15 protein-coding genes and 1 tRNA gene are annotated in these 16,421 nt (G+C 69.6%); 1 reads left to right on the forward strand and 15 read right to left on the reverse strand.

Going from position 1 to position 16,421, the window contains the following annotated elements:
* Positions 1-55 precede the first annotated feature (55 nt).
* The 14 genes from AB0L75_RS34110 to AB0L75_RS34175 all read right to left on the reverse strand — a co-directional run bounded on the left by AB0L75_RS34110 (position 56) and on the right by AB0L75_RS34175 (position 14,921).
* Entirely contained in the window at positions 56-733 is a 678-nt protein-coding gene (locus AB0L75_RS34110; protein ID WP_365188969.1) for a protein-tyrosine-phosphatase, read from the reverse strand.
* Positions 730-1,377 carry an L-threonylcarbamoyladenylate synthase gene (locus tag AB0L75_RS34115; RefSeq protein ID WP_365188971.1) on the reverse strand — a complete coding sequence of 216 codons (648 nt, stop codon included), beginning with the start codon at positions 1,375-1,377 and terminating at the stop codon, positions 730-732. Before AB0L75_RS34115 ends, AB0L75_RS34110 begins: the two co-directional genes overlap by 4 nt.
* Positions 1,378-1,429: 52 nt before the next feature.
* A complete protein-coding gene (gene prmC, locus AB0L75_RS34120) occupies positions 1,430-2,275 on the reverse strand; it encodes a peptide chain release factor N(5)-glutamine methyltransferase (RefSeq protein WP_365188973.1) in 846 nt (281 codons plus the stop codon).
* Positions 2,276-2,326: 51 nt separating this feature from the next.
* Positions 2,327-3,403 (reverse strand): peptide chain release factor 1, encoded by a 1,077-nt coding sequence (prfA, locus tag AB0L75_RS34125; protein WP_365188975.1) that lies wholly within the window; start codon positions 3,401-3,403, stop codon positions 2,327-2,329.
* A 105-nt stretch (positions 3,404-3,508) separates the two neighbouring features.
* Positions 3,509-3,733 (reverse strand): 50S ribosomal protein L31, encoded by a 225-nt coding sequence (gene rpmE / locus AB0L75_RS34130; protein WP_014675000.1) that lies wholly within the window; start codon positions 3,731-3,733, stop codon positions 3,509-3,511.
* Positions 3,734-3,892: 159 nt separating this feature from the next.
* A complete protein-coding gene (locus AB0L75_RS34135) occupies positions 3,893-5,026 on the reverse strand; it encodes an LCP family protein (RefSeq protein WP_365188977.1) in 1,134 nt (377 codons plus the stop codon).
* A 197-nt stretch (positions 5,027-5,223) separates the two neighbouring features.
* Positions 5,224-5,598, reverse strand: coding sequence for a hypothetical protein (locus AB0L75_RS34140; protein WP_365188979.1), 375 nt, complete (start codon positions 5,596-5,598; stop codon positions 5,224-5,226).
* Between the two features lie 208 nt (positions 5,599-5,806).
* Positions 5,807-7,789, reverse strand: a complete 1,983-nt coding sequence (gene rho, locus AB0L75_RS34145) for a transcription termination factor Rho (protein ID WP_365188982.1) — start codon at positions 7,787-7,789, stop codon at positions 5,807-5,809.
* A 403-nt stretch (positions 7,790-8,192) separates the two neighbouring features.
* Entirely contained in the window at positions 8,193-9,110 is a 918-nt protein-coding gene (thrB, locus tag AB0L75_RS34150; protein WP_351023705.1) for a homoserine kinase, read from the reverse strand.
* Between the two features lie 247 nt (positions 9,111-9,357).
* Positions 9,358-10,416, reverse strand: a complete 1,059-nt coding sequence (gene thrC, locus AB0L75_RS34155; protein ID WP_365188985.1) for a threonine synthase — start codon at positions 10,414-10,416, stop codon at positions 9,358-9,360.
* A gap of 6 nt (positions 10,417-10,422) precedes the next feature.
* Complete coding sequence (locus AB0L75_RS34160) at positions 10,423-11,715, reverse strand: homoserine dehydrogenase (protein WP_365188988.1); 1,293 nt, start codon at positions 11,713-11,715, stop codon at positions 10,423-10,425.
* Positions 11,716-11,864: 149 nt separating this feature from the next.
* Entirely contained in the window at positions 11,865-13,256 is a 1,392-nt protein-coding gene (gene lysA, locus AB0L75_RS34165) for a diaminopimelate decarboxylase (RefSeq protein WP_365188991.1), read from the reverse strand.
* A 54-nt stretch (positions 13,257-13,310) separates the two neighbouring features.
* A complete protein-coding gene (gene nrtL, locus AB0L75_RS34170) occupies positions 13,311-14,339 on the reverse strand; it encodes an ArgS-related anticodon-binding protein NrtL (RefSeq protein ID WP_365188994.1) in 1,029 nt (342 codons plus the stop codon).
* A gap of 45 nt (positions 14,340-14,384) precedes the next feature.
* A complete protein-coding gene (locus AB0L75_RS34175) occupies positions 14,385-14,921 on the reverse strand; it encodes a response regulator (RefSeq protein ID WP_365188997.1) in 537 nt (178 codons plus the stop codon).
* A gap of 209 nt (positions 14,922-15,130) precedes the next feature.
* On the opposite strand from AB0L75_RS34175, the gene AB0L75_RS34180 reads away from it, so the two are divergent.
* Positions 15,131-15,202: transfer RNA gene (locus AB0L75_RS34180), tRNA-Arg, on the forward strand.
* Positions 15,203-15,367: 165 nt separating this feature from the next.
* Here AB0L75_RS34180 and AB0L75_RS34185 read toward each other — a convergent pair.
* Complete coding sequence (locus AB0L75_RS34185; RefSeq protein ID WP_365188999.1) at positions 15,368-16,213, reverse strand: hypothetical protein; 846 nt, start codon at positions 16,211-16,213, stop codon at positions 15,368-15,370.
* Between the last annotated feature and the right edge of the window lie 208 nt (positions 16,214-16,421).

The raw sequence follows: 16,421 nt of genomic DNA on the forward strand, positions 1-16,421 counted from the left end.
AGCTCCAATGTAGGCCGGGGGCGGCGGGGGCGCCCGGTGTGACGTCCGACCGCGTCTACGTCCGCGCCGGGACCCCCGTCAGCGCCGTCACCACGGGATCCAGCGCCTGGTGTATCTCGTCCCCGATGGACCGGAAGAAGGTGAGCGGGGCGCCGTACGGGTCGTACACCTCGTCCGCCTCTGCGGTCGGGGCCAGCAGCCAGCCCCGCAGGGCCGCCGCCGCGCGCACCAGGGCGCGGGCGCGCACCACCACGCCGTCCTCCAGGGGCGGCAGCGTGGCCGGGTCTATCGCGCGGACCAGCCGGGTGAACTCCTTCAGGGTGAAGGTGCGCAGGCCCGCCGAGTGGCCCATGGAGATGACCTGGGCGCGATGGTCGCGGGTCGCCGTGAGCACCAGGTCGGCCCTGATCACATGCTCGTCGAGCAGCTCCCGGCCGACGAATCCGGTGGCGTCCGCGCCGAAGTCGGCCAGCACGGTCTCCGCGTTGGCCTCCATCGGCGCGCCCTCGTGGCCCCAGGTGCCCGCGCTCTCCACGATCAGCCCGCCGCCGAGCGCGCCGAGCCGCTCCGCCACGAAATGGCGGGTCAGCCGTTCGGTGATGGGCGAGCGGCACACGTTGCCGGTGCTGACATGGAGGATGCGGAAGGTGTCACGCGGAAGGCCGAACGTCGTCGTCTGCTCCGCGAGACGCTCCCCGATGCCTATGCCACGCCCCGCCTCAGGGGCCGTCAATTCGCCACCTCGAGGTCGGGTACGACCTTCCGCAGCTCGTCCGGGGAGATCGCGCCCTCGCGCAGCAGCACCGGCACCCGGCCGGTGACGTCGACGATGGACGACGGGACGTTGCCGGGGGTCGGGCCGCCGTCGAGGTAGACGGAGACGGAGTCGCCGAGCATCTCCTGCGCGGCGTCGCAGTCCTCCGGCGCCGGGTGGCCGGTGAGGTTGGCGGAGGAGACGGCCATCGGGCCGACCTCGGTGAGCAGCTCGATGGCGACCGGGTGCAGGGGCATGCGGACGGCCACCGTGCCGCGGGTGTCGCCGAGGTCCCACTGCAGGGACGGCTGGTGCTTGGCGACCAGCGTGAGGGCGCCCGGCCAGAAGGCGTCGACCAGCTCCCAGGCCAGCTCGGAGAAGTCCGTGACCAGGCCGTGCAGGGTGTTCGGGGAGCCGATGAGGACAGGGGTGGGCATGGTGCGGCCCCGGCCCTTGGCGGCGAGCAGCTCGGCGACGGCCTCGGAGGAGAACGCGTCGGCGCCGATGCCGTACACCGTGTCGGTCGGCAGCACCACCAGCTCGCCCCGGCGGACGGCGGACGCGGCCTCGCGCAGACCCGTCGCGCGGTCGGTCGCGTCGTTGGTGTCGTATCGCCGTGCCATGTCTAGCGGGCCTCCTCGTACACGTACTGCGGGATGTAAGTCGTCGGGGTGCTCACGGCAGCGCCTTGCGGGCGGTCGCGAACCGGGGGCGGTTGTTGAGGTCGGGGTGGTCGGCCGCGTCGGCCCAGCCCCGCTCCTCGGTGAAGATCCACGGCACCTGGCCGCCCTGGGTGTCGGCGTGCTCGATCACGACGACCCCGCCCGGGCGGAGCAGCCGGTGTGCGGTGCGCTCCAGGCCGCGGATGAGGTCGAGGCCGTCCTCGCCGGAGAACAGGGCCAGCTCCGGGTCGTAGTCGCGGGCCTCCGGGGCGACGTACTCCCACTCCGTCAGCGGGATGTACGGCGGGTTGGAGATGACGAGGTCGACCTGGCCGTCCAGGTCGGGGAAGGCGGTGAGGGCGTCGCCCTGGCGCAGGTCCACCCTGGAGCCCGCCACGTTCTTGCGGGTCCACACCAGGGCCTCCTCGGACAGCTCCACGGCGTGCACCCGGGAGCGCGGGACCTCCTGGGCGAGGGCGAGCGCGATGGCGCCGGAGCCGGAGCACAGGTCGACGATGCACGGCTCGACGACGTCCATCGCGCGTACGGCGTCTATGGCCCAGCCGACCACGGACTCGGTCTCCGGCCGGGGCACGAAGACGCCCGGCCCGACCTGCAACTCCAGATACCGGAAGTAGGCCCGGCCGGTGATGTGCTGCAGCGGCTCGCGCTGTTCGCGCCGGGCGATGACCTCCCAGTACCGGGCGTCGAAGTCCGCGTCCTTCACGGAGTGCAGTTCGCCGCGCTTCACGCCGTGCACGAACGCGGCCAGCTCCTCCGCGTCGTTGCGCGGCGAGGGCACGCCGGCGTCGGCCAGCCGCTGGGTGGCCTGGGCCACCTCCGCGAGCAGCAGGTTCACGCGAGTCCTCCGTGTCGTGCCCGTACGTGCGGACGTACGTGCGTACGTGTCTTACGCGGCCGCGAGCTTCGCCGCCGAGTCGGCGTCGACGCAGGCCTGGATGACCGCGTCGAGGTCGCCGTCCAGGACCTGGTCCAGGTTGTACGCCTTGAAGCCGACGCGGTGGTCCGAGAGGCGGTTCTCGGGGAAGTTGTAGGTGCGGATCTTCTCGGAGCGGTCGACCGTGCGGACCTGGCTGCGACGGGCGTCGGCGGCCTCCCGCTCGGCCTCCTCCTGCGCCGCGGCGAGCAGCCTGGAGCGCAGGATACGCAGAGCCTGCTCCTTGTTCTGCAGCTGGCTCTTCTCGTTCTGGCAGGAGGCGACGACTCCGGTCGGCAGGTGCGTGATGCGCACCGCGGAGTCGGTGGTGTTGACGGACTGGCCGCCCGGGCCGGAGGACCGGTAGACGTCGATCCGCAGGTCGTTCGGGTTGATCTCGACGTCGACCTCCTCGGCCTCGGGGGTCACGAGGACACCGGCGGCGGAGGTGTGGATACGGCCCTGGGACTCGGTGGCCGGCACGCGCTGCACACGGTGCACACCGCCCTCGTACTTCAGCCGGGCCCACACGCCCTGGCCGGGCTCGGTGGCGCCCTGACCGCCCTTGGTCTTCACGGCGACCTGGACGTCCTTGTAGCCGCCCAGCTCGGACTCGGTGGCGTCGATGATCTCGGTCTTCCAGCCGACGCGCTCGGCGTAGCGCAGATACATGCGCAGCAGATCGCCCGCGAACAGGGCCGACTCGTCGCCGCCCGCGCCCGCCTTGATCTCCAGGATGACGTCCTTGTCGTCGCTCGGGTCGCGCGGGACCAGCAGGAGGCGCAGCTTCTCGGTCAGCTCCTCGCGCTGCTTGTCCAGCTCCTTGACCTCGGCGGCGAAGTCGGGGTCGTCGGCGGCCAGCTCGCGTGCGGTCTCCATGTCGTCGCCGGCCTGCTTCCAGGAGCGGTACGTGGCGACGATCGGGGTCAGCTCGGCGTAGCGCTTGTTCAGCTTGCGCGCGTTCGCCTGGTCGGCGTGGACCGACGGATCGGCGAGCTTCTTCTCCAGATCGGCGTGTTCGGCGACGAGTTCGTCGACGGCCTCGAACATCTTGGGCTCCTGTACTGCGGGTGAAAGGCTGGCGGGCGACCAAAAACGCCGGTCCCGGGCACACCCCCACGAGGGTGTGGCCGTGGACCGGCGATATGGGGCTCGCTACTTCTTGGAGCCGGCGGCAGCCTTGCCGAAGCGGGCCTCGAAGCGGGCCACACGGCCACCGGTGTCGAGGATCTTCTGCTTGCCCGTGTAGAACGGGTGGCACTCGGAGCAGACCTCGGCCCGGATGGTGCCGGACTCGATGGTGCTACGGGTGGTGAACGACGCGCCACAGGTGCAGCTGACCTGCGTCTCGACGTACGCGGGGTGGATGTCGCGCTTCAAGGTGTCTCCTAGGTTTCGGGAGGGCGCCGGGTCGCTGCCGCGGGATGCGGGAGCGTGAACCGGAGCCGACGTACCAGTCTGCCAGGACTGGGGCCATCCCCCAAAACCGGGGGCCGGTGATTTCTATTCCCCGGGGGTGTCGGCCCGGGGAATCGCCCCTCAGGGAGTCACGACGCCCTTGGCTTCGCCCGTCGCCGTGCCTTCGGTGGCCGCCTTCGGAATCGGGCGGTCGTTCTTCAGGGCGTCCCAGACCAGCTGGGCCTTGGACCTGGCCATGACCACCCGGTTGGGGTCGGCCGGGTCATACTGGACCGGCATGGTGACCATGGTCATGTGGTTCGAGCCGATGCCCTTGAGGCCGTCGGCGAAGTCGATCAGGGAGTTGACCGAGCCGAGGTCGGAGTCGGTGGTGACGGTCTTGGTGGCGGTGTCGGCGAGGTCGTACAGCTTCTTGGGGCTGGTGAAGACGCCGACGTGCTCGACCTGGTTGATCAGCGCCTTGACGAAGGCCTGCTGGAGCTGGATGCGGCCTAGGTCGGAGCCGTCGCCGACGCCGTGCCGGGTGCGGACCAGGCCCAGGGCCTGCTCCCCGGTGAGGGTGTGGGTGCCGGCCTTTAGGCTCAGGTGGCTCTGCGGGTCGTCGATGTTCTTCGTCGTGGTGACCGGGACCCCGCCGAGGTCGTCGATGAGCCTCTGGAAGCCCTCGAAGTCGACCTCCAGATAGTGGTCCATGCGGATGCCGGTGATCGACTCGACGGTCTTCACCGCGCAGGCCGCGCCGCCGGTGCCGTAGGACTCGTTGAACATCGCGCCGCTCGCGGCCGGGTGCGTGGTGCCCTTGGTGTCGGTGCAGACCGGACGGTCGACCAGGGTGTCCCTGGGGATGGAGACCACGCTGGCCTTCTTGTGGCCCTCGTAGACGTGGACGATCATCGCCGTGTCGGAGCGGGCGCTGCCGTCGTCGACGCCGCCGCCGAGCTTCTTGTTGGAGCCGGAGCGGCTGTCCGAGCCGAGGACCAGGATGTTCTCGGAGCCGTTGTCGATCTTCCTGGGCCGGTCGTTGCCGAGGGCCTGGTCGATGTCGACGCTCTTGATGTTGCCGTTGAGCTTGAAGTAGACGTACCCGATGCCGGCACCGCCCAGGACGACCACGCCCGCGAGAGTCCAGGCCGTGACCCGCAGAGCCCTGCGGCTCCCGCTGGGGGCCTTGCGGCGGCGGCCCTTGCCGCCCTTGCGGGGGCCACTCCCGCCCGGCTCGGGTATGACGGGCTCCGGCGTGCTCTCGGCGGACACATCGCTCCTAGGTCTCGTCGGTGTCGGTTATCCCCTGCTTTCAGGGTCGGGCGCGGTCGGTACCGCTCCATCGTCGCTCCGCATGGTCAGACGGAGAAACTCGGGAAAGAGTTGCACAACGCAGTGTGTCCATCGCGTACAGCGATGGGCACACTGGGTAGTCGATCGTTACGGGCGTACGGCGCTCACCTGCGGTTTCAGTCCCAGATGCCGTACTGCTGGAAACCGGTACCAACCGAGATTCTTGTGGCAAAGATCTCTCTGGCCGCCTGGCAGGTGCCCTTGTACAGGTACAGGTCGCCGGTGCCGGACCGGCGGGCCAGCAGGTCGGCCTTGCCGTCGGAGTAGCTCAGGTTGGTGTCGGCGATGTGCGCGCAGGCATCGGCGTGGCCTTGACCGGGACGTCCAGGGTGCGGACGGCGATGTCGTTGTCGATGGTCGTCGCGTTGTACGACGGGTGGTTCCACTCCAGCGCGGCCTGGGACGGCTGGCCGACGGTCGGCGCGGCGGCGGACGGCTTCGGCAGCGGATGGCTTCGGCAGCGCGGTGGCCGCACCAGCGGAGGTGGTCATGAGCGCGGCGGCGACGGCGGTACCGAGCGGCAGGCCGAGACGTATCCGACGTCTGTGCCGGCCGGGCAGGGGCTTGGGCAAGGGAGGACCCCCAGGGACAGTCGAGAGGGAAGGGACGCGTGTTGCGCTCCCGCCCCCTCTCAGCGCCGAAGGCCCGCCCCCTGTCGCTGATGGACAGGGGGCGGGCCTTCGATCCCTTGGGGAACCGTCAGTCGCCGTTGCCGGGCGTCGGCGTCGTCTTCTGAATCTGCATCAGGAACTCGACGTTCGACTTGGTCTGCTTCATCTTGTCCAGCAGCAGCTCGATGGCCTGCTGCTGGTCCAGCGCATGCAGCACACGACGGAGCTTCCAGACGACGGCCAGCTCCTCGCTGCCGAGCAGGATCTCTTCCTTGCGGGTGCCGGACGCGTCCACGTCCACCGCCGGGAAGATGCGCTTGTCGGCGAGCTTCCGGTCGAGCTTCAGCTCCATGTTGCCGGTGCCCTTGAACTCCTCGAAGATCACCTCGTCCATGCGGGACCCGGTGTCCACCAGGGCGGTGGCGAGGATGGTGAGCGAGCCGCCGTCCTCGATGTTGCGGGCCGCACCGAAGAAGCGCTTCGGCGGGTACAGGGCGGTCGAGTCGACACCACCGGACAGGATGCGGCCGGAGGCCGGCGCCGCCAGGTTGTAGGCGCGGCCCAGACGCGTGATGGAGTCCAGCAGGACGACGACGTCGTGGCCCAGCTCGACGAGCCGCTTGGCGCGCTCGATGGCCAGCTCGGCGACCGTGGTGTGGTCCTCGGCCGGACGGTCGAAGGTCGAGGAGATGACCTCGCCCTTGACCGACCGCTGCATGTCGGTGACCTCTTCCGGACGCTCGTCGACGAGGACGACCATCAGGTGGCACTCGGGGTTGTTGTGCGTGATCGCGTTGGCGATCGCCTGCATGATCATGGTCTTGCCGGTCTTCGGCGGGGCCACGATCAGACCGCGCTGGCCCTTACCGATCGGCGAGACCAGGTCGATGATGCGGGTGGTGAGCACGCCCGGGTCCGTCTCCAGGCGGAGGCGGTCCTGCGGGTAGAGCGGGGTCAGCTTGTTGAACTCCGGGCGGCCACGGCCGTGTTCGGGCGCCATGCCGTTGACGGAGTCGAGGCGGACCAGCGCGTTGAACTTCTCGCGGCGCTCGCCCTCCTTCGGCTGGCGGACCGCACCGGTGACGTGGTCACCCTTGCGCAGGCCGTTCTTGCGGACCTGGGCGAGGGAGACGTACACGTCGTTCGGGCCCGGCAGGTAGCCGGAGGTCCGGATGAAGGCGTAGTTGTCGAGGATGTCCAGGATGCCCGCGACGGGGATCAGGACGTCGTCCTCGGCCAGCTGCGGCTCGGCGACGTCGTCGCGGCCACGGCGGCCACGGCGGTCACGGTAGCGGCCGCGACGGCCACGGCGGCCGCCCTCGAAGTCGTCGTCGTCCTGCTGCTGCCGGTCCCGGTCCCGGTCCTGGCGGCCGCCGCCCTGCTGCTGGCCCTGCTGCTGACGCTGCTGGCCGCCCTGCTGGTCGTCGCCCTTGTTACGGCGGTCCCGGTCGCGGTCGCGGCCGCGCTCACGGCGGTCGCGGCGGCCACGGCCCTCGGCGTCACCGGCGTCGCCCTGCGCCTGCTGGGCGGGCGTCTCGGCCTTGGGCTCGGCCTTGGCCTCGGCGGCGACGGTCTCGGCGCTGCTCGCGGCGGGCGCACCCGCCTCGGCGGTGGCGCGGCGGCGACGGCGCTCGGTCGGGGCGTCGTCGGAGGCCGGCTGGCCGGGGATCTCGATCTGCTGCTGGGCCACGGCCTTCTCGGCGGGGGCCTCGGCCTTCTTCTCGCCGTCGACGGCGGCCGCACCCGTACGGGCCTTGGAGGTGGCGCGGCGCTTGGGCTTGGTCTCGGTGGCGGTCTCGGCCTTGGCGGCGGCTCCCCCGGAGGGGGCACCCCCACCGGCGGCCTGCGCCTCCTTGATGACCTCGATCAGCTGGCTCTTGCGCATCCGCGCGGTGCCCCTGATGCCGAGGCCCGAGGCGACCTGCTGCAGCTCGGCCAGCACCATGCCCTCAAGGCCGGTACCGCGGCGCCGCCGGGAGCCGGCACCGGTGGCAGGCGCGGAGGCGTCCGTGGCGGGCGCGGCAGCGGTCTCCTCGACACGTGCGCCCATCAGATCGGTGGTGTCGCTCACGAAGGGTCCTTCCCTGGAGCGGACGTCGGCCTGTCTGGCTCGGCGACCGGTTGTGCTGTCCGGCTACGGTCCTGTCTTCCGTGAACCGTGCCGGGGCGGTGGTCCGCCAAAGCGGCGGAAGAAATGTGCGGTGATGGCGCTTCCGCGAGCCGTGACACCCAGTGTCACTTGGCGTGGTAGCACCGATTCCGAAGCGTGCCCGGCGGCCCGCTCAGTGTCCGCATACGTCGTACTGCCCAGGTACGGCGCACGGAACACGGAGTGGCGTGGGAGGCTCCCGGAAGAATGTCTGTCCCGGACTGGGACACGAGGCACCTCGCCATGGTGGGGTCGGGTGCAGACTTGAGATTAACACTACCGGATCCAACAAACATTCCCCCTCTCGAAATCCGGCAACCGTGTGTCAGGTCGCAAGCGGCAGCACGCTCGCTCCCTGGACATCGAGGTCCAGCCGGTTCGCAGCCCAGCCCGCACCTGCGAGGTGGGCGACCTTGTCGGCACTGGCGGCGTCGGCCAGCGCCATGACGGTGGGTCCCGCGCCCGAGATGACGGCCGGAATGCCGTCGGCGCGCAGCCGCTCCACCAGCGCGGCGCTCTCCGGCATGGCCGGGGCGCGGTACTCCTGGTGGAGGCGGTCCTCGGTGGCGGGCAGCAGCAGCTCGGGGCGCCGGGTGAGGGCCTCGACGAGCAGGGCGGCACGGCCCGCGTTGGCAGCCGCGTCGACGTGCGGCACGGTGCGGGGCAGCAGGCCTCGCGCGGTTTCGGTCAGCACCGGCTTTCCGGGCACGAAAACCACCGGAACGATGGAATCATCGGGCTCCATCCTGATCGCCCGGGCGGCGCCGGACTCCATCCAGGACAGGGTGAATCCGCCGAGCAGACACGCGGCCACGTTGTCCGGATGACCCTCGATCTCCGTGGCCAGTTCCAGCAGTGCCGCGTCGTCCAGGCGGGCCTCGCCGCCTATGGTCACGGCGCGGGCGGCGACGATGCCGGCGCAGATGGCGGCGGAGGAGGAGCCCAGGCCCCGGCCGTGCGGAATGCGGTTGGCGCAGACGATTTCCAGGCCGCGGGGCTGTCCGCCCAGCAGATCGAAGGCGGTGCGCAGGGAGCGGACGAGGAGGTGAGACTCGTCACGCGGCAGGGTCTCGCTGCCCTCCCCCGCGATGTCGATGTGCAGCCCGGAGTCGGCCACCCGGACGACCACGTCGTCGTAGAGCCCCAGCGCGAGGCCGAGGGCGTCGAAGCCCGGGCCGAGATTGGCGCTGGTGGCGGGAACGCGCACCCGGACGGCGGCGGCGCGGAACGCTGGACCGGCCATCGCTCGTTGACTCTCCTTGAGCTGCGTGACTGTCGAAGACATTCGATGACATTCGATACGTACGTGAAGACCCTCAGGCCGCGCAGACGGCGCGACGTCGCCCATATGCGCGGGCATATGCGAGCGGCGGGTTCAGTACAGCCTATCGAAGGAAGGTTCTGTGGCGACATAGGGCGCACAGGAGGCGCACGATGCGTGTCGTAAGCCCCCTGTGCACCCTGTCAGGGAAAAACCCGGGTGCGGGCGCTCAGGCGAGGCCGAGGCGCTCGGCCGCGGCGGCCGCGTCGACCGGCACGGTGACCGGCTGCGGGGCGCCGGCGACGGCCCAGTCGGGGTCCTTCAGACCGTTGCCGGTGACCGTGCACACGATCTTCTGGCCCGGGTCGACCTTGCCCTGCTCGGCGGCCTTCAGCAGACCGGCCACGGAAGCGGCGGAGGCGGGCTCCACGAAGACGCCCTCCTGCGCGGCCAACAGGCGGTAGGCGCGCAGGATTTCACGGTCCGTCACCTCGTCGATGGCGCCGCCCGACTCGTCCCGCGCGGCGAGGGCGTACCGCCAGGAGGCGGGGTTGCCGATGCGGATGGCGGTGGCGATGGTCGACGGGTCCTTGACGACCTCGCCGCGCACGATCGGGGCGCTGCCGGAGGCCTGGAAGCCCCACATCCGGGGGGTCCTGGAGGCGATGCCGTCGGCGGCGTACTCCTTGTAGCCCTTCCAGTAGGCGGTGATGTTGCCCGCGTTGCCCACCGGCAGGACATGGATGTCGGGTGCGTCGCCGAGCATGTCCACGATCTCGAAGGCGGCCGTCTTCTGGCCCTCGATGCGCACCGGGTTGACCGAATTGACCAGCGCCACCGGGTAGTTCTCGCTCAGGCTTCGAGCGAGCGTCAGGCAGTCGTCGAAGTTGCCGTCGACCTGGAGGATCTTCGCGCCGTGCACCAGGGCCTGGCCCATCTTGCCGAGGGCGATCTTGCCCCGCGGCACGAGAACGGCCGAAACCATGCCGGCCCGCACCGCGTAGGCGGCGGCGGAGGCGGAGGTGTTGCCGGTGGAGGCGCAGATGACCGCCTTGGCCCCCTCCTCCTTCGCCTTGCTGATGGCCATGGTCATGCCCCGGTCCTTGAAGGATCCGGTGGGGTTGGCCCCCTCCACCTTCAGGTGGACCTCACAGCCCGTGCGCTCGGAGAGCACCTGCGCGGGCACGAGCGGCGTGCCGCCCTCGCGGAGCGTCACGACCGGCGTGGTGTCGGATACCGGCAGCCGGTCCCGGTACTCCTCGATGATTCCGCGCCACTGGTGGGTCATTGCTGGTTACTCTCCTTCAACCCGCATGATGCTGGCGACACCCCGCACGGTGTCGAGCTTGCGCAGCGCCTCGACGGTCCCGGACAGGGAGGCGTCGGACGCGCGGTGGGTGACGACGACGAGGGAGGCCTCGCCGTCCTTGCCCTGCTGGCGCACCGTATCGATCGACACCCCGTGCTCCGCGAACACGGTCGCGACCTGGGCGAGAACACCCGGTTTGTCCGCGACGTCGAGGCTGATGTGGTAGCGCGTGACGACCTCGCCCATGGGCGAGACGGTCAGGGCGGCATACGACGACTCACCGGGCCCCGTTGCGCCGTTGAGCCGGTTGCGGCAGACGGCGACGAGGTCGCCGAGCACGGCGGAGGCGGTCGGGGAACCGCCGGCGCCGGGGCCGTAGAACATGAGCTGCCCAGCCGCGTCGGACTCCACGAAGACGGCGTTGTACGCGCCGCGCACGGAGGCGAGCGGGTGGGTCAGCGGAATCATCGCGGGGTGCACGCGCGCGGTGACGGAGCCACCGTCCTTCGAGCGCTCGCAGATGGCGAGCAGCTTGATGGTGCAGCCCATCTCCTTCGCCGAGCGGAAGTCGGCGGCGGTGACCTCGGTCATGCCCTCGCGGTAGACGTCGTCGAGGCGCACGCGCGTGTGGAAGGCGATCCCGGCGAGGATGGCGGCCTTGGCGGCGGCGTCGAACCCCTCGACGTCCGCGGTCGGGTCGGCCTCCGCGTACCCGAGGGCGGTGGCCTCGTCGAGCGCCTCCTGGTAGCCGGCCCCCGTGGAGTCCATCTTGTCGAGGATGAAGTTGGTGGTGCCGTTGACGATGCCCAGCACCCGGTTGACCTTGTCGCCGGCGAGGGACTCGCGCAGCGGGCGGATCAGCGGGATGGCACCGGCGACGGCGGCCTCGTAGTAGAGGTCCTTGTCGTTCTCCTCCGCCGCGGCGTGCAGGGCGGCGCCGTCCTGGGCGAGCAGCGCCTTGTTGGCGGAGACGACGGAGGCCCCGTGCTCGAAGGCGGTGGTGATGAGGGTCCGGGCGGGCTCGATCCCCCCGATGACCTCCACCACCACGTCGATGTCCCCGCGTTTGACGAGGGCGGTGGCGTCGGTGGTGACGAGCTGCGCGGGGATGCCCTCGCGCACCTTGGAGGGCCGCCGTACGGCGACCCCGGCCAGCTCCACCGGGGCGCCGATCCGCTGCGCGAGGTCGTCGGCGTGCGTCGTCATGATGCGCGCCACCTCTGAGCCGACCACTCCACAGCCCAGCAGCGCCACCTTCAGCGGACGCGTACGCATCATCCGACCTCGTTTCCTCATACCGTCTACGGTTGGACCAGTCTCACTCACCGGACGGGAGTTTCTACCCTTCGTCCGGATCGTGAGACATCTATTTCATTTGTACGGGGGCGGAAAACCGCAGATCTTCCGCCCCGGCGTTCCTTCCGGAATCACCCGACATCGAGACGCAGGAGGTCCTCCTCCGTCTCGCGCCGGACGATCACCCGGGCCTCGCCGTCCTGTACGGCGACGACCGGCGGCCGCAGCACATGGTTGTAGTTGCTGGCCATGGACCGGCAGTACGCGCCCGTGGCCGGTACGGCGATCAGGTCGCCCGGCGCCAGGTCGGCGGGCAGGAACGCGTCCTTGACCACGATGTCCCCGCTCTCGCAGTGCTTGCCGACGACACGCGCGAGCATCGGCTCCGCGTCGCTGGTGCGCGAGACGAGGGCGACGCTGTACTCGGCGTCGTAGAGGGCGGTCCGGATGTTGTCGGACATGCCGCCGTCGACGGAGACGTACGTCCGCAGCCCGTCGAGCGGCTTGACGGTGCCGACCTCGTAGAGCGTGAAGGCGGTCGGCCCGACGATGGCGCGCCCGGGCTCGACGGAGATCCGCGGCGTGCGCAGCCTGGCGGTCTCGCACTCCCGGCCGACGATCTCGGTGAGCGCCTTGGCGATCTCGTGCGGCTCACGCGGATCGTCGGCACTGGTGTAGGCGATACCGAGACCGCCGCCCAGATCGATCTCGGGCAGCTCGACCCCGTGCTCGTCGCGAATGTCCTTGAGCAGCCCGACGACGCGATGCGCGGCGACCTCGAACCCCGACATGTCGAAGATCTGCGACCCGATGTGCGAGTGGATCCCGATCAGTTCGAGCCCGTCGAGCTGCAGAGCCCGCCGTACGGCCTCGGCGGCTTGCCCGCCGGCCAGCGGGATCCCGAACTTCTGGTCCTCATGGGCGGTGGCGATGAACTCATGCGTATGAGCCTCCACCCCCACGGTGATCCGAATCTGGACCTTCTGCCGCTTGCCCAGGGACTGCGCGATGTGGGCGACCCGCACGATCTCCTGGAAGGAGTCGAGCACGATCCGCCCGACACCGGCCTCGACGGCCCGGGTGATCTCCTGGACGGACTTGTTGTTGCCGTGGAAGGCGATGCGCTCGGCGGGCATCCCGGCGGACAGGGCGGTGGCCAGCTCCCCGCCGGAGCACACGTCCAGATTGAGCCCCTCCTCATGCAGCCACCGCACGACGGCGCGGGAGAGGAACGCCTTGCCGGCGTAGAAGACATCGGCACCGGCACCGAAGGCGGTGCGCCACGCACGCGCGCGTGCCCGGAAGTCGGACTCGTCGAGGATGTAGGCGGGGGTGCCGTACTCCTCCGCGAGCCGGTTGACAGCGACACCGCCGACGGTCACGACACCGTCGGCGTCACGCACGACGGTCTGGGCCCAGACCTTCTGGTCGAGGGCGTTGAGGTCGGCGGGCGGCGCGGCGTAGTGCCCCTCGGGCAGGACGTCGGCGTGGCGGGGCCCGGCGGGATGGGCGGAACGGCTCATGACGGTGGCTCTCAGACTCTCTGTCTCTCTCCGGGGCGTCTCTCGCGAGCGTCCTCAGAGGTGTTCGGGTGCGTCGATGCCGAGCAGGGACAGGCCACCGGCCAGCACCGTCCCGGCGGCTTCGGCAAGGGCGAGCCGGGCGCGGTGGGCGGCCGAGGGTTTCTCCTCGCCGCGGGGAAGCACACAGGGCAGAAAGGGCAGCACGGCATCGGCGACGGTGACGAGATGCCGGGCAAGCCGGTCCGGGGCACGGTGGGTGGCAGCCGCGGCGAGGATGCGGGGGTGGTCGGCGAGGGGGGTGAGGAGAGGGATGTTGGTGCCGGTGTCGGTGCCGGGACCGGCACCGACGGCGCTGCCGTTGCTCGTGCCGGTGTCGACCGGCCCGGGATCGGCGGTGAAGCCCAGGCGGGCGGCGTTGCGGCTGAGGGACCGGATGCGGGCGTGGGCGTACCGCACCCGGAACAGCGGATTGCCCTCCCGCTGGACCAGGTGGTCGGCGGTGATCCTGGGCCGGTCGTGCGGGGCGGGGTGGAGCAGGGCCCACTGGGCGGCGTCGGGCCCGAGCGGCGCGGGGTCCTCGGGCGCGGGCACGGGCCGCAGGTTGACGGGCTCACCGTGCTCGACGGTCCCGCGCGCGCCCTGCGTCGCGACGATGCGTACGACGGCGTCGGCGACCACCTCGGCACGGACCTCGTACGGCACCCGGAGCGCGACGACCTGCCCGGCGAGGGCGTCACCGTGCCCGTACTCGGCACCACGGTCCCGGATCGCCCGGACGAGCCCGGTGACGGGATCGGCCTGGGCGTCGAGGCTGATGTTGAGGAAGCCGGGGCCGGTGATGACGACGTCCTGGATACCGTCGGCGCCGGCGAGCCGGGGCCGCAGAATCTCGGCGACCCGCCGCGGCGGGTGCCCGGCCGGCCGGGCGAGCTGCAGGGCGATGGTGGTGGCGTAGTCCCCGCACCCCCCGGGCCCCGGCTCGGTCACCACGGCCCGCTCGGGCACGGTCACACTCAGCTCCCCGTCGTCGACAGCACGACGCACCGCGTGCAGCACGGTGCGGGACAGCTCGACGGGGGTCACGGGACAAGCGTAGGGGAGGAAGGGGATGGGTAGGAGAAGTGGTTCTCAGTGTGGGACGGGAGGCTGAGCGGAAGGAACGGATGCGCCGCCGCCCATGCCCCCGTCGTCATCCCCGTCCGCGTCCCCGTCACCATCTCCATCCCCGTCGCCGCCCCCACCTCCGCCTCGGCGCCCTCCCTCTCCCCCGTCTCCTCCGTCCTCACCGCTCCCACGCTCGATCAGGTGCTTGACGAGCCGTACGAGTTCGGCGGGTTCGAAGGGCTTGGCGAGGAAGGCGTCCACGCCGACGTCGAGGCCGGTGTCGACCTCGTACTGCGTGCACGCGCTGATGATGGCGAGGGGCAGATGGTGGGTACGGGGATCGGCGCGCAGGCGCGCTGCGGTGCGCAGGCCGTCCAGCCGGGGCATGACGACGTCGAGCGTCACGACATCGGGCCGCACCTGGTGCACCACATCCAGACATTCGGCACCATCGGCCGCGGTCACGACCTCGAGCCCTTCCAGCTCAAGATTGACCCTGATCAACTGCCGGATGACCTTGTTGTCGTCCACAACAAGCACCCGGCCCGAGGCGCCTGGCACAACTCGAGAGTAGGTCCGGACCGGCCATCGCGTCCGGGTTTTCCCCACTTCCACCCCGTACAGGGGAACTCCACCCCCTACCGGGACCGGTCCTGTCACCCAACGCGGACCGGTCCTGTCGCCCACCCAGGAATCGGGTTCCTGATCACCCCGCCGGACCTGCTAATGTTCTACCCGTCGCCGCGAGCGAAGAGCTCCGCAGCCGACACGCCCCCGTAGCTCAGGGGATAGAGCAACGGCCTCCGGAGCCGTGTGCGCAGGTTCGAATCCTGCCGGGGGCACTCGCCGAAGATCAGCAGAAATCACGCGCTGACCAGGGCGGATGCCGACAGAAGAGGGCGGGAGTCAGTCTCACTGACTCCCGCCCTCTCTCGTTGTCTCTCAGTGTTCACGACACACCTCCGACACACATCTCACGCATGCCCCTTGGGCAAGCGGGGCTCCGCTCACCTCTTCCGATGGATGCGGGCAGGCCCTGTCACCTCGGGCGCGGTCGAACCTTGGGCTGAGCTTTTCCGGCCCACACCCTTCTCGTTTCTGAGCCTCTTAGCCTGCCTGCTCTTGCCTCCGGGCACAGCAAACGGCGCAGGCAACTGGTCGACAAGCGTCTCTACTATGTGTTGGCGAAGTCGGGTTGCGACTTCTCCGTCAATACCCCCGCGATCGTCTAGGCAGGCAATTCGCTCGGCGGTTAGAATCTGCCCCATCCTAAAAGGTTCGGTATAGTAGCTTTGAAGCTGCTTAGTCGTGGCCGTATAGTGCTTGAAGAATACCCCCGACACGAACCCACTAAGCAAGGAACCGAGCCCTGCCAGCCCTGCACTCGTATAGATTTTAGCGTCTTTGTCTGCACCGAAAGATAGCCCAACGCCAATAACCAAGAAAATAAAACCAATAGCAGACGCGATCTGGGCATTCCGAAAAGCAGAATGCTGCTCAGCGATACTCACTGCCTGATACTCGTCCAGCTGCCGCCTATTTATCACAAATAGGTCAGCCAGCCTTATCCTCTGACTCCTCCGCAACCGCTCCACAGCCTCTTCAGTCGCAGCAGAGCTGGTCTGCCTAACTCGATCATCAAAAGCTCGCCTGGCGGCCATATACCCGAACGTTCCGATCAAGAGGATGATCATCGCCCCGAAAAATATGGCAACTTGAATAGACAAAAGGATCGTGCGAGGCCAAGTCCGCTCTCCGACTTGAAGCGTAAACGGAGTCAGGAGCACGGCAATCCAGATCATGGGCGCCGCCGAATAAACAAGAACCTTGGAGGCGCCTCGCTTGATCTCCATCCAGTCCTTGTATTCTTTACTCTCTCGCCACAAGAGGGGCTCCCGCTCGGTGGGGGGCTGCTGTATCTGCAAGGCTTGCCGAGCCACAGCGGACCAGGCCACTCGTCCGTGCGGCCTCGTTTCCATCCTCACTTTTCTCGGCATGACGCCCCCATGCTTCTTGCTTTTCTCCAGGTAAACAGCAAGACGGATAGATCGCCACTCGGGG

Source organism: Streptomyces sp. NPDC052101 (assembly GCF_040680235.1).
Classification (GTDB): domain Bacteria; phylum Actinomycetota; class Actinomycetes; order Streptomycetales; family Streptomycetaceae; genus Streptomyces.